Source organism: Slackia equolifaciens, from assembly GCF_003725995.1.
GTDB lineage: Bacteria > Actinomycetota > Coriobacteriia > Coriobacteriales > Eggerthellaceae > Slackia > Slackia equolifaciens.
The window spans coordinates 15,644-27,657 of the sequence record NZ_QIBX01000011.1 but is presented as its reverse complement, the minus strand read 5'-3'; the positions used below and the strand labels follow the sequence as shown (position 1 = coordinate 27,657).

The 12,014-nt window shown below is 58.3% G+C and carries 14 protein-coding genes; 4 read left to right on the top strand and 10 right to left on the bottom strand.

Annotation, left to right across the window (positions count from 1 at the left end; genetic code table 11):
- Positions 1–18: 18 nt before the first annotated feature.
- Together DMP06_RS06910 and DMP06_RS06905 are read left to right on the top strand one after the other, a co-directional pair.
- A complete protein-coding gene (locus tag DMP06_RS06910; protein ID WP_123209016.1) occupies positions 19–1,065 on the top strand; it encodes a radical SAM protein in 1,047 nt (348 codons plus the stop codon).
- Positions 1,046–1,729, top strand: coding sequence for a GNAT family N-acetyltransferase (locus tag DMP06_RS06905; RefSeq protein ID WP_161957857.1), 684 nt, complete (start codon positions 1,046–1,048; stop codon positions 1,727–1,729). The genes DMP06_RS06910 and DMP06_RS06905 overlap by 20 nt, the downstream gene beginning before the upstream one ends.
- Positions 1,730–2,046: 317 nt before the next feature.
- On the opposite strand, the gene DMP06_RS06900 is transcribed toward DMP06_RS06905, so the two are convergent.
- Together DMP06_RS06900 and DMP06_RS06895 are read right to left on the bottom strand one after the other, a co-directional pair.
- On the bottom strand, positions 2,047–3,219 hold the full coding sequence (locus DMP06_RS06900) for a U32 family peptidase (RefSeq protein ID WP_123209014.1): 1,173 nt from the start codon (positions 3,217–3,219) through the stop codon (positions 2,047–2,049).
- Positions 3,216–4,202, bottom strand: a complete 987-nt coding sequence (locus DMP06_RS06895) for a hypothetical protein (protein WP_148042506.1) — start codon at positions 4,200–4,202, stop codon at positions 3,216–3,218. Before DMP06_RS06895 ends, DMP06_RS06900 begins: the two co-directional genes overlap by 4 nt.
- On the opposite strand from DMP06_RS06895, the gene DMP06_RS06890 reads away from it, so the two are divergent.
- A complete protein-coding gene (locus DMP06_RS06890; protein ID WP_123209012.1) occupies positions 4,191–4,577 on the top strand; it encodes a hypothetical protein in 387 nt (128 codons plus the stop codon). The genes DMP06_RS06895 and DMP06_RS06890 overlap by 12 nt on opposite strands.
- A 399-nt stretch (positions 4,578–4,976) precedes the next feature.
- Here DMP06_RS06890 and DMP06_RS06885 read toward each other — a convergent pair whose 3' ends face one another.
- The 5 genes from DMP06_RS06885 to DMP06_RS06865 all read right to left on the bottom strand — a co-directional run bounded on the left by DMP06_RS06885 (position 4,977) and on the right by DMP06_RS06865 (position 8,724).
- Entirely contained in the window at positions 4,977–5,375 is a 399-nt protein-coding gene (locus tag DMP06_RS06885) for a DUF5655 domain-containing protein (protein WP_123209011.1), read from the bottom strand.
- A 124-nt stretch (positions 5,376–5,499) separates the two neighbouring features.
- The gene (locus DMP06_RS06880; RefSeq protein ID WP_245962417.1) at positions 5,500–6,054 is read right to left on the bottom strand and encodes a YqhA family protein; all 555 of its coding nucleotides are present in this window, start codon (positions 6,052–6,054) and stop codon (positions 5,500–5,502) included.
- Positions 6,055–6,798: 744 nt separating this feature from the next.
- Entirely contained in the window at positions 6,799–7,188 is a 390-nt protein-coding gene (locus tag DMP06_RS06875; protein ID WP_123209009.1) for a hypothetical protein, read from the bottom strand.
- Positions 7,189–7,339: 151 nt separating this feature from the next.
- Entirely contained in the window at positions 7,340–7,852 is a 513-nt protein-coding gene (locus DMP06_RS06870; protein ID WP_123209008.1) for a helix-turn-helix transcriptional regulator, read from the bottom strand.
- Positions 7,853–7,983: 131 nt separating this feature from the next.
- Entirely contained in the window at positions 7,984–8,724 is a 741-nt protein-coding gene (locus DMP06_RS06865; protein ID WP_123209058.1) for a GyrI-like domain-containing protein, read from the bottom strand.
- A gap of 564 nt (positions 8,725–9,288) precedes the next feature.
- On the opposite strand from DMP06_RS06865, the gene DMP06_RS06855 reads away from it, so the two are divergent.
- Complete coding sequence (locus tag DMP06_RS06855; RefSeq protein WP_123209006.1) at positions 9,289–10,029, top strand: M23 family metallopeptidase; 741 nt, start codon at positions 9,289–9,291, stop codon at positions 10,027–10,029.
- A gap of 7 nt (positions 10,030–10,036) precedes the next feature.
- Here the strand turns inward: DMP06_RS06855 and DMP06_RS06850 are convergent, their stop codons facing one another.
- The 3 genes from DMP06_RS06850 to DMP06_RS06840 all read right to left on the bottom strand — a co-directional run bounded on the left by DMP06_RS06850 (position 10,037) and on the right by DMP06_RS06840 (position 11,840).
- Positions 10,037–10,480, bottom strand: a complete 444-nt coding sequence (locus tag DMP06_RS06850; protein WP_123209005.1) for a zinc ribbon domain-containing protein — start codon at positions 10,478–10,480, stop codon at positions 10,037–10,039.
- Between the two features lie 66 nt (positions 10,481–10,546).
- Positions 10,547–11,287, bottom strand: coding sequence for a class I SAM-dependent methyltransferase (locus tag DMP06_RS06845; RefSeq protein ID WP_123209004.1), 741 nt, complete (start codon positions 11,285–11,287; stop codon positions 10,547–10,549).
- Between the two features lie 19 nt (positions 11,288–11,306).
- The gene (locus DMP06_RS06840) at positions 11,307–11,840 is read right to left on the bottom strand and encodes a cysteine hydrolase family protein (RefSeq protein WP_123209003.1); all 534 of its coding nucleotides are present in this window, start codon (positions 11,838–11,840) and stop codon (positions 11,307–11,309) included.
- Positions 11,841–12,014: the final 174 nt, after the last annotated feature.

Here is a 12,014-nt window from a genome sequence, read left to right as displayed (position 1 = left end):
CGACGGCGGCGTGACATCATGGCGAATATCTTCTTAACCGACAGGTGCAACCTGCACTGCCCCTATTGCTTCGCAAACGAGTTCGTGAACGAGTCGTTCACCGAAATCGATTCCGAGGCATACCGCAAAGTCGTCGATTTCATACTGGACGGCGGTCGGAGAAACTCGTTCGGCCTCATCGGCGGCGAGCCCACAACGCACTCGCGGTTCCGCGACATTCTGTGTGACATCATCGGCGACGCGCGCATCAAAGGCGTCACGGTGTATACGAACGGCGTGCTCGTGGGGCGCTACCTCAACGAGCTTGCGCATCCCAAGTTTCACCTGCTGGTGAACTGCAACCATCCCGACCGCATGGGTCAGGCTCTATATGCGCGCATGGTGGAATCTCTCGATGCGGCGATTCGGGAACGCCATATGGGCGACCGCGTAACGCTGGGGTTCAACATCGATTCCCCGGAGTTCGACTACGGCTTTATCATCGAGCTGCTCGAACGCTACGGCTTTAAACGCCTGCGGTTTTCCATCACGGTGCCCAACCAGGAGGCACTGCGAGAATGCAGCCCTCTCGACTATTTCGCCACGTTCAAGCCGGCGCTTCTCGTGTTCTACAAAGACCTGCTGGCGCGCGGCATCACGCCCTATTACGATTGCAACAAGCTGCCTAGCTGCCTGATCGATGATGCCGATCTGGCGCAGTTCGAGGCGTATCGCACCGGGAGGCCCGAGCGCGATCTGCCCGCCTCGGCGCTGGAATCGCGCGCGGTTCATTGCCGTCCCGTAATCGACATCATGCCCGATTTGACGGCTGTTCGCTGCTTTGGCCTGTCGGACTGCACGAAGGTGCGCGTAGAGGATTTCGAGAACATCGAACAGCTCGAGCATTACTACCTGGTCAATATTGACGCCGTTGCCGCCCGATTGAGCCATTCGGCAGCCTGTGTGGATTGCGGGTTGGGCGAGCGCGGCGTGTGCACGGGCGGGTGCCTGGCATACAAGATTCATGACGTGCTCGAACTCAATCGAAGGGAAAAGGAGTACGCGCATGAACGCTTCGCCGGATAATGGCACGAAGGGCATCGGCGCACGTATGCCGATGCCCGACGGGGGCATTGAGGCGAAAGACACGGGGCAGAGGGCTGCGAAGAGCGGGAGCACCCGCGCGCGAAGCCACACGCCGCTCGTGTTCGAGAAGCTGTGCATACAGCGGCATGCACCGTGGCTCTATCGCGAGATGATGGATCCGAGCAATCGGTACCTGATTCTTCCCAATGTGCATATAAATACCGAAGTGGATTTTGAAGCGTGGCTCTTGAGTCAGTGTCGCGGCAACTACCTGGAGTTTTATGTGGTGCATGCGTCCGATACGGGTAAACCGGTGGGGTTTGTATATGCCTACGACTACCGGCCCGATGACGGGCACTGCCGCATCTGCGTGCATATTGCGCACGGCTATCGTTCGACGGGTGCGGGTGCGTTGGCGGCCGCTCATTTCATCGGTCTGCTGTTTCGCTCGTATCCGCTGCGCAAGGTGTATTCCGCCGTGTATGGGTTCAACACCGCAAGCCTTCAGGGCAATATGAAAGCGGGCTTCGTCGAAGAAGCCCGCTTGCCTGAGTACCGGTACTACGAAGGAAAATATTGGGATCTGGTGCTGTGCTCGATGTCGCGCGAAGCGTATCAGGGGCGGCTCGCTCGCTATGATGAGAGGTTCTTTCCGCGCGCTTAGCACAAGCTCTTCGAAACGGCTGGTTCGCGCATTCGAAGGTATTTTCGGCGTGTTTAGCTCGGATTAGAGGTGCTGCGAGTAAAAGACGGCGGTTTGCTGCAGTTTTCGAGGAATGCCCCGAGTACACCGCCGTTCGACTTCGCGTTTCCCCAGGTCACGACCTCGCGCCGATTGGGCTACTTTAGGAGGCGCACGAAAACTGCAGCAAACCGCCGTCTTTTTCATCCACACTTCGGTGGGTGCCATCAAGAAAGCCGAAAGCGGCCCGGTGATTGCCGGGCCGCTTTGCGTTTCTCGTATCGTGTTCGGCGCGCGGCCTAGAGAGGAAAGCGAACCTCGGGGTAGTAGCAGTTAAGCCCCAGCTTGCATGTGGCGGCGCGATCGGGCGGGAATTCCATTGCGTTCAGATACGCCTGCTCGCTTGGGGCCGTTTGCGCGATGTCGAGGTTACGCTGCACGAGCGCGATATCGTCCAGGAGCTCCTGCTCGTTGTCGGCGCGTCCTACGATCTTCACCGCCGCTATGCCCATATGAAGGAGACGGTAGATCGCGCAAAGCCCGCAGGCGCGTTTCATATGGAAGCTGCGGTAGAGTTCGTCGGTAAGCTCGCTGTTGTGGACGTCTGCGAACCCCTGTGCGTCTTTCGCTCTCACGAAACGACGCTCGCTCATGCGCAGCGTGCCGCAAAGCGCCCCATGGCCCGGCAGGTGACGGGTGAAGCAGTGCGAATCGCTGAACATGCAGCCGTCGCGCATCAGGAACGCCTCGAACTCCACGTCGGGGAACGCGGCCGTGAGCATGCCGATTTCGTCGAGCGACATCTCGCGAGGCACGATAATACGCTTGAACCCCGCATCGCGCAGTGTTCGGACCACATCTGCGTTGCAGGCATCGAGCATGGTGCTTGCAACGGGGGAGAGGCCCGCTTCGGCCACGATGCGCCCCAGGGCGCGCGTCGATACGATTACGCCGTCGGGCGCATTCGTGCCTCTTCGTTTGTGGCTGACGGCGGCATCGCCATTGCTCCGCTCCGCTTTGATCGCGCTCGCTTCGCTTGTCGCGGCAGCGTCTTTGCGATTCGCGCCGTCTCCTGCGACGTTCGTCATGCGAGCGTTCTCGCGCTGCGTATCGCCTTGTGCGCCGCCCGTCATGCCGTCTGCGGTGCCGGCGCATGCTTTGCCTTCTGCCAGGGTTTGGCACAGCTTTCTCAGGTATGTCAGCTGTTCGGCTTCGTAAAGCCCGGCGTTGAGCGTGACAAACGCTGAGCATTGTGCCGCGTGGATGCTGCGCGTCGCATCTGCGGCCTGCTTCTCGTCGATGGTATTCGCTCGCGATCCGAAGTCGGACATGCGATTGAGGTTGCAATAGGGGCCGAATCGGCGTGTCCAAGCAGCGCTGGCAAGCCCAAAGTAGAGCTCTCGGGCGCCTGCTTGATAGCGTGCTTCGATTGCGCCAGGCTCGAGCGAAGCGAGCGGTGCGAGAATTTTCATCGTGCGACCTCCTCGAAGCTGGGCTGCCAAACGATCCGTATCGAGCGGTCGGCGGGGAGCGCCCGTATCGCATCACGCAACGATGCACCGGCCGGCGCCATGATCGCTTTGCCTGCCTTGTAGAACCGAGCGCCTTCGTGCGTGCGGTACTCCATCATTGCGTGTCGGCATTCGAGGTGACAGGGAGCGGTCGCCGTGAAGGGAGATGCGGGGTTCGAATCATGTGCGAACTGGCATACGCGCATACGGCTGACCAGGGTGAACGGGTAGTGAAGGGCTATCGTGCAGCTCTTGGGAATCGAGGCATCTACATGGAGCCGTGTGAAGGCAAGGTCGGTTTCTATGCAGGAGAGCGTGCCGACCTCGTGCTCGAGGTCGAGGCTTGCGGCGCTTATGTGCGATGGCATGATGGCCTCCGGCGTGCGTGGGTCGCGTTGCTGCTTGAAGAAAAGTCGTCCAGCGACGATGCCCAATTCAGGCATGGTCGGGGGCGTGGTTTGGTGCGTGCGCGTTGGGATGTCTGCGGATGTCGCAAGTTTGACAGGCACGCCCGACTCCGTGAGCGCGTTGCGTCGAGAGGGCGGCAGGTCGCTCGCCGACGCGCCGTCGAGTGCGCCCGCCTCCGCGAGTGCGTCGCCTCGAGACGGGGCGCTTTCTGTCTCGGTGGCATTTCGTGTAATCGCCCAATTTTCGTGCGTTCCAATGGCGCGCGTGAGCGTACCGATGTCGTTCACGCATATTTCGTCAAGGGATTGTCCCAGGCTGCGTATGAGATGTCGCGCTTTGCGATAGACGGCTTCGCGCATGGATTCGAGAGGCGAGGGCATGACGAGCGTGAGGGCGATGCCGTTTGTGCTGCAGAATAGCCCCAGCTCAGAGGCATCTTTGTCGGGAATGCTGAGAAATGAGCGCTCACAGCAGTATGACCCGGCATAAATGCGCGATATCGTAGGAAGAGGCCTATCGCACGGGTGCTCGCGCAAGTCCATTTCTTCATGCGGGGTCTCGTTGTTGCCGTGTCGAGTCGCGGCATCTTCGCGTTGGCTCTCGGTGGCATCGCGCCGAGCTATACCGCCTTCGCGCTGGCTCTCGACGGAATCGCGCCAAGCTGCAGCTCCGCCGCACTGGCTCTCGGTGGCACTATGCCGAGCTATGGGGCCTTCGCACTGGCACCCGGCGACACCGCGCCGAGCTATAGGGTCTTCGCATTGGCTCTCGGTGACACCATGCCATTCTGCAGCTTTTTCGCATTGGCTTTCGACGCATTCGTGTTGGGTATTGAATGCTTCGCAACGAATCTCGCCGGCTTCGATGCGGCCCAGTTGCGAGCAGAGATGCCGTTCGGCGGATGCGACTAGTTCCGACACGTTGAGCTTTGCCGGTGCGACGTCGCAAAGGTTGAGGGCATAGGTTACCCGCGATAGTGCAACTGGACCTCTGCCGTCAATGGATTTCGCGTCTCGCATGTGCATCCCTTGCTCTCTAATATTGACCATCTCGCTCATGGACGTACGTAAAGCTGTACCCACCAACGATTAGGGCGCGCGTCCTTAGCCAGCGAACCTCGCCTCGTCCCATGCGAAATCCCTGTATCGGATCGCCGGGTAATCTTGCGCCTGGATGAACTCATTGTAGCCAACGTTGGAACAAGTGCATGATTTCGGCGGTTTTGCGCGAAACGCCGAAAACCTAAGCGCACGGAAAGCGGGTGCCGAAAACTCGGATGCGTAGGTTCTGCGTGTCCAATCGCGCGGCTTTTACGTGCGTCGTCGCTTTGCCAGCGAGAACCGGTGCGACTCTTCAATCCAAGCCATGAGCTCGTCATCTATGGCATCGGGCGTTTGCGCGAGCACGTGATGCGTCCAGCGATGAGGGTAGGGCTCCACGGCAACGGCGATGCGGGGCGATTCCTTGCGATATTCCAGCCCAAACGTCACCACCAGGCACTTCTCCGGCCAGCCTTTGCGCCGGCGGATGGGCAGCGACGCCCAGGTAAATCCATGCTTGTCAAAAAACGCGATTTGCGACTTCTGCACGCGCACGTCAACCTGTTCGCCGCATATTTCGTTGATGCGCTGTTCAAGGCGCTCGTATGTCGGAATCATCTCCGGCATCGTAGCGAAGAAACGCGCAAGATCATCTTTGTTTGCATACATGGCAGCCTTCTTTGATTACGTTTTATGGCCAGGCGTAATGCTTGGAGCAAAGTTCGAGACGCCGTTTGCGACCGATTGCCCATCTTCCGCAAACGAAACGATACGGAGGCGGTTCCGCCTGGCGCTACTCCCCGTGACTTGAGATGACGTGTTTTACGAAGTAGGCGAGCGCCACGATTACGGCGGCGGTGCTCAGGCCTATGAACAGCAAGTCGAGCGGTTCGGTGCCGTGGATCAGGCGGCCTAGGAAATACACGGCCATCACTACGCCGATTACGCCCACCAGCAGTTCTTTCAGGTCGTCGAGCGTATCGATTTTCAGCCATGCCGGCATGTCGATGTCGTGGTCGATGAACAGCGAGTACAGGCCGATGGACATGATGTATAGAACGACGGCAAGGAGGAAGAAGTCGGCGTATTCGATATAGTCCACCAGCATGTCCTGCATGCCTACATGCCCCTGCGCCACCTCGATGGTCACCTGTATCGTGGAGATAAGCGTGGAGATGGTGAGCGCGATGGCGGCGATGAAGAGGCCTACGCAAGGAATGGCGGTGATGAAGCGTGTTTGACCGGCAATGCGATGCGCACGTGCGGCATAGCGGCGCTCTTTGCGCGCCTCGGCCTTAGCAGCGGCGCAATCTTCGCATTCGGGTTCATGGATTTCGATTTTTGCCATGAGGGCTCCTTCGATGCACGAGGTTCTCTTCCTCATTGTACCCGATGGCGCTTGGGGTGTCGTGGCGTATTGGAATGCGGCGTTTGGGGTGCTGCGGTGGGCAGGGCTGAGAGGTCTGGGTGCTGCGCGAACGTGGCTTCGAAGCTTGGATGCTGCGGTGGGTAGGGCTGCGAAGCTTGGATGCTGCAATGAACGTGGTTGCGGCGTTTGGATGCTGCGGTGGGTAGGGCTGCGGGCTTGGGGTGCCGCTGCGAACGTGGCTGTGGTATGAGCCATTCCTGCCGCTAGTGGCGAACAAAGCGGCGGAAATCGCGGTAGCCTGGATTGCAAGTCAGGCGGGTAGGATCGAGGCGGGTTGTACCTGTGGCTCATTCTGTGTCGGGTGCCATTTTTCTCCACTTGTGAACTCTCAGTACATCTGATTCGCGAGAAAACGCCATTATTTTCGAGTTGTGAACTCCACATGCCTCAAATGGGATGCTATTACGTGCACGACTTGTGCCACGAAAGCGAAAAGGAGGTGGGAACCAGGATTCCTTTCAGCGTTTTCCCAGGTCAAATGTTATGAGGTATTCGCCATCCCCGATTTCAGTGGCTGGCTTTGGTGGCTGACTTGCGAATAAGCATGTACGCGGAGTTCATAAGTCGATAATAATGGCGTTTTTGCCGGATTTGCTTGTACGCTCGCAGAGGGGCATGCGCGAAGGAGGGGAATGAAGGGCTGTCCATTCCTCCAGGTTAAATCTAATCGTTCTCCTCGATGCTTTGGATGCTTTCCAGGCGGATGGCAACGAGCTGCGATTCGGCATGTCGGGATTCGTCGTTCGGCGTTGATTCGTCGCGCTTCGGGGATTGTTTGCCTTTCTTGAGCGGAGTGTCAAAAAGCGCCCATTCGTCATCGATGTCGATGAGCGTGCCCTTGAGTTGGGTGCCGTTTGCCGCGAGCGACGCATCGACCAGGTTGAGGCTCAATGTGCGACCTTTGCGCGATTCGAGCAGGGCGCGCATTTCTCCTGGTCGACCGCTTTCGCGATCGATGATTTTTCGGATATCCTTTTTGGTTGCCATCGTAGACCACAGGGCAACCACCATGGCGAAGGTTGCCAAGCTGAACACGTATCCGATGTCTTCCATGATTGTTTCTCCATTCGGTTGGTCGCTATCCCGCGGTGACGTGTTTCTTTGCCGCGGAGTTTGTAGTTGGGCGATTGCTGATGTCGCGCCCTTGGATGTATCCCCAGAAGTGTTCCTCTGCCGTGGGGTTTGTAGTTGGGCGATTGGGCGGTCAGGCGAGATTGCTCTCTTGGGATGTTTGCGCGATTCCGCTCGGCGGCGCATCAGACTCCACGATGACCGCTGTTATGTCGGCGAAGTCTATCAGCCGAATCACGCGTTTGCGTTTCGTTTTGGGACTGCCAAACATCGCAGTGTTCTGGTCACAGTTAACGCGCATCCATCCATCGCTTACGTCTAAGACGGTGGCGTGCTTAATGATGTCGTCGGCGACGCTATCGGCGAGCTCTAGGGTGGCAGTTTTCCCCACAAGTGATTTGAGAATGTGAAAATCGTGCTTGCGCTCACGTCGTTCGCGGGTGACGATTTCTACCTCGTCGCTCGCAAGATCGTCGAGTGAAACTCCATAGAGGCGCGCAAGCTCGGCAGCTTTATCCAGTGTGGGCGAGCCCTGACCGAGCTCCCAGTTGCTGATGGTCTGGCGCGTGACGCCAACGGTATCGGCCACTTCCTGCTGGCTCATGCCGCTGCGTTTGCGCAGGGCAAGCAGTTTATCTTGGATCATGGGCGCTCCTCTAGTCATACGAGACAGGTGGACGTAAACGATTCGGTGCCGCTATTGTCTCTTATGGTCCTCTGTAAACCCAGCAAATCCTTTTGGCAATTGCGCAAATCCTGACGGAGCGCCCGCAAACACTAACGAACCGGATGGCGGATGACGGTTTTAAGGTTTTCGGGCTTGGTGCGACGCGGGTCTCCCAAATAGATTTCATGGTGAAGGCGTATTGCTGGAGCGGCACCCTGCGCGTCAAGCGCCATCAAAGCTGCCGAGGCGTCAAAGGCGGCTGTTGCGAGGTGCCCCTCGGGTGATTCGCCGCCTTCCGTGAAGTCCGGCGCAAGGCCTTCGGATGCAATGAAAGCGGAGAGCTTGGCGATGGTTGCCGGCTCGTCGTCATAGGGCCCTTTGTGCATGATTTGAGCGCAGCGTCCTTCTGCAAAACGAACCAGATGCAGCTCGCCGCGATTCAGTGCGCAGGCGAGCTCTGGCTTTTTGGCGGCAAGCTGCTCGCAGATGCGCTTGAATACCTCTGGCGTTACGAAATCGGGTTGACGGATGAGCGAGACCCAGGAAAGTGCGTCTTTGTTAGCAATGGACGCGCCATCGAAGGCGCCTGCTCTTGCCCACCAGAGTCCTTCGAGCGGTGGAACAACGTAATCGAAATACCCCTCAGGTTGCCAGTCTCCCATCTTGGACATTTTCACGGAGTATGAAAACCCGTACAAAAGACCGAGCGCCTGCTGATATGCTCCGCCCTCTTCATTGGGGTTGCCCGTGCCAGCGACGGCCGCGAAGGTCATGGCGGGTACATCGATGAGCATCGGCTTCATTTTGGGCATGTACAGGTCGCGGTATTCCTTCTTGAAGTCGAATGCCATGGCGGCCTCCATTTCGCAAGTCGGTCCTAGTTGGGCGAGGATGTCTTACGTTCACTATATCATAATTAGAACGAATGTTCGAGTATAATAATGCTATCGTGGGACGGGTTGGGGCGAGGGAACATGGGACGCTCCAAGACGTTCAAACGCAGCGTTTCGGCAAACAAAAAGGATTCAAAGGAGGTCAAGAAGGTTTTATAAAAGTAAAGATAACCCAATACAAAGCAAAGATGTTCGATAAAAGTCGAAGAAAGGTGCTATGTCGCACGTTATGATTCGAGGTCGATTCCTCGCTACGAGATTGGGGGTATCTAGGCTTACTGTGGAGGCTGGCGGAAAACAATCGACGATGATACTCTGGCAAATAATGGACAGAATACGAAAGAGCTCGAGTTTTGCATCTATTTATAAGAAGCGCCTTTTGGAGGCAGGCGTAATCGGGGAGCCAAGAAGAGGGGAATTCAATTCGTCCTTCCGGCGTTCGGGGATAATGTGCGCAGAATGGAAGAAGACGAACCCGATTGTTATCTGCTGTAGCTTTGCGCTATTAGGAGGGGCTTACGAATGAAATCCACCACCAAACAAGCCATTAAGCAAATTCTTGGCATGGTGAAGATGGCCTTCAAATACAACAACGAGCTTCCGAATTCTAAGACGGGGGCCTCGCGGATTGAATATCGGTTGCCCTTTGAGGGGGCGTGGACGGTATTCAACGGCGGCATCGACGAGGAGACCTCCCATTCGTGGGATGTGTGGACGCAGCGCTATGCGTATGATTTCGTGATAACCGATGCCCAGGGCTCAACATATTCAGGCGAAGTGCAAGATATGCAATCATATTATTGTTATGGCAAGTACGTGTTGGCGCCGGCGAGTGGCGTTGTGGTAGAAGCGCGTGATTGCGATCCCGACACGCCTCCCGCGTTGGATGGGCGGGTCGATTGCGCAGGCGACGATATACGCGGCAATTATGTGCTCATCCGTCATTCGGATAGCGAGTATTCGTGTCTCGCGCATCTTGCGCCAGGAAGCGTCGCCGTGCGCCCGAGTGACTGCGTTGAATGCGGCCAGCGCATTGGATGCTGCGGGAGTTCGGGCAATAGCTCGGAACCCCACCTTCATTTTCACGTACAGGCGGGGAAGAGCTTCTATTCGTCTCCGGGCGTGCCCATTCGTTTTTCCGAAGTTCTCGCCGAGCCGGTTGCTTCCTATGAAAAAATCGACTCTCGACCGCAGCCAAGCAACCCTCTTGCGGATTTTCCGCCCTACCTGACGCGTGGGCTAAGAGTGAGCAACTGCGACTGAGGTTGACTCACTTCCAGCGCTTGAGCGTGGGCAGCACCGCCCCCAAAAGCGATGCGGACTCATCGACGCTCCAGCCCATGGCCTCGGCCATGCGGGGAGCGCACTCCTCGATCATTTCGTCCATTGTTGTCTCGTAGGTCCAGTGACCGTTTTCGTAGCACCAGCGACAGAAATCGGGGTTTTCGGTGCCGTCGGCCTCGTGTGCGGTTTGCCCCGGTTCGGTGAACATCATGCCGCAGCTTTGGCAGTAGTGCTCGGGCATTTCCAGGAGTTGCGTGATGGGCACATCCAGCGTGACCGCGATGAGCTTGGTCATGTCGATGCCGGGCGTCGTTTCTCCGGTTTCCCATCGGCTGACCGCTTGGCGAGTGATGAAGAGTTTGCGGGCGAGATCTTCCTGGGTGAGCCCGCGTTCGCGGCGCAGTTTGGGGAGCACGTCTTTGATGGCCATGGGGATTCCTTTCCGGGCAATGCGGATGAAGCGGGTACGCGGCTATTCTAGCCGCCGCGCGGAATCTCAGTCGAGCAACGGTTTGTTGCGAGGCGGGACGATGACGTCGTAGCGCACGGCCTTTCCCGCAAGGGAGTAGCTGGGCTTCATGTCGGCAAGATGGGGGCCTTTGGGCGGCCGCTTGATGACGATTTTGCGCGGGTTGGCATCAAGCGCGGCGCGAAGCATGGCGTCGGGATTGTCGCAGGGCTGCTCTAGGCGGTGCAGCAGCTGGAATTTCTTCTTCACCGCTGCGCTTTTCGTGCGTGCGGGAAACATTGGGTCAAGATACACCACGTCGGGGTGCGTTTGTGCCCCCATGGCGGCCAGCGCCGCCACGCTGTCTCCTTCGACAAATTGCATACGTTCAACTGCTCCGGCAAGTTCGGGCGCTGCTGCGGCGCGGTGCAAAGCATCGCGAAGGAGCGCGGCGATTACGGGGTTACGCTCAAACAGCAGCACGCGAAACCCGGCGGCGGCCAAAAGCAGCGAGTCCTGCCCGAAGCCCGCAGTGGCGTCTACGGCTAGGGGCTCTCCGGCGCCTTTGATTTTGGCAGCGCGAACGAGCAGCTCCTGCTGAAGACGCCCCTGCTTGATGCGGGGAATCATCTCGCAGAAATCGGCGCGCAGGGTCATGCCGTCGCCCGCAAGCGTCAGCCCCTCATCGGTTTCCAGCAGCTCCAGACCATCGGGGAGCGCCGGATATGCGACGGGGGCCGATTGGCAGCGGGCGTTCTCGTTGTGGTTGCTCATGCCTTCGTTGATCATCAGTTCTCCCGGTGGAACGCTATCGCTCCACGGCGATCTGGCAGCTTGCCATGGTGGTAAGCGCCGCTTCGTGTGCTTTTGGCGTCACGCCCGCACAGCAGCGCGCATCCACGCTGATGGGAACCTCGGGCATAAAGCCCTTGAGCATAAGCGCGTTCGACACAACGCAGATGTCGGTGCACAGCCCCACGAGCTCGATGCTCTCGATGGGCTCCTGCTCGTTCTCGCGTGCCAGATCTTGCGCCAGCTCCATCGACCCGAACGTCGCCTTTCGGTAGGCGGGCAGGTCGCGTTCGGCGCGGATGGCTTCCAGCGCATCGGCGAGCTGCCATCCGCGCGTTCCCTCGATGCAATGCTCAACCGGCAGATTGCGACCCTCCTGCGTTTGCAGATAGTCGGGCCGGTGCGTGTCCAGCGTGAACACCACGCGTCCTGGGAACTCGCGCACCTTGCGCACCACGTTCTCCACGATGGCCTGCGCCTCGGGCGTGCCCAGCGCTCCGTCTATGAAATCGTTCTGCATGTCTACTACGACGAGATAAGAGTTCTCCATGGTCTTCCGTTTCCGATCGTTGGCGGTTTGGCAAAAGGCTTGCGACCTATTGTGCACGCGGCGTGCGGCGCGGGGGCTCTGAAATCGGCATTATCCGCGGAGCGATGCGGGCTCTACGGTTTCCGGCGACGTGCAAGGTGCGGCAAGAGTTCTCGAGGGGAACAAAAGACCGGC

Bases quoted from the DNA above. Each gene is read 5' to 3' on its own strand.
- DMP06_RS06910 (WP_123209016.1), top strand. From the start codon at position 19: ATGGCGAATATCTTCTTAACCGACAGGTGCAACCTGCACTGCCCCTAT.
- DMP06_RS06905 (WP_161957857.1), top strand. From the start codon at position 1,046: ATGAACGCTTCGCCGGATAATGGCACGAAGGGCATCGGCGCACGTATG.
- DMP06_RS06900 (WP_123209014.1), bottom strand. From the start codon at position 3,219: ATGAAAATTCTCGCACCGCTCGCTTCGCTCGAGCCTGGCGCAATCGAA.
- DMP06_RS06885 (WP_123209011.1), bottom strand. From the start codon at position 5,375: ATGTATGCAAACAAAGATGATCTTGCGCGTTTCTTCGCTACGATGCCG.
- DMP06_RS06880 (WP_245962417.1), bottom strand. From the start codon at position 6,054: ATGGCAAAAATCGAAATCCATGAACCCGAATGCGAAGATTGCGCCGCT.
- DMP06_RS06875 (WP_123209009.1), bottom strand. From the start codon at position 7,188: ATGGAAGACATCGGATACGTGTTCAGCTTGGCAACCTTCGCCATGGTG.
- DMP06_RS06870 (WP_123209008.1), bottom strand. From the start codon at position 7,852: ATGATCCAAGATAAACTGCTTGCCCTGCGCAAACGCAGCGGCATGAGC.
- DMP06_RS06865 (WP_123209058.1), bottom strand. From the start codon at position 8,724: ATGGCATTCGACTTCAAGAAGGAATACCGCGACCTGTACATGCCCAAA.
- DMP06_RS06855 (WP_123209006.1), top strand. From the start codon at position 9,289: ATGAAATCCACCACCAAACAAGCCATTAAGCAAATTCTTGGCATGGTG.
- DMP06_RS06850 (WP_123209005.1), bottom strand. From the start codon at position 10,480: ATGGCCATCAAAGACGTGCTCCCCAAACTGCGCCGCGAACGCGGGCTC.
- DMP06_RS06845 (WP_123209004.1), bottom strand. From the start codon at position 11,287: ATGATCAACGAAGGCATGAGCAACCACAACGAGAACGCCCGCTGCCAA.
- DMP06_RS06840 (WP_123209003.1), bottom strand. From the start codon at position 11,840: ATGGAGAACTCTTATCTCGTCGTAGTAGACATGCAGAACGATTTCATA.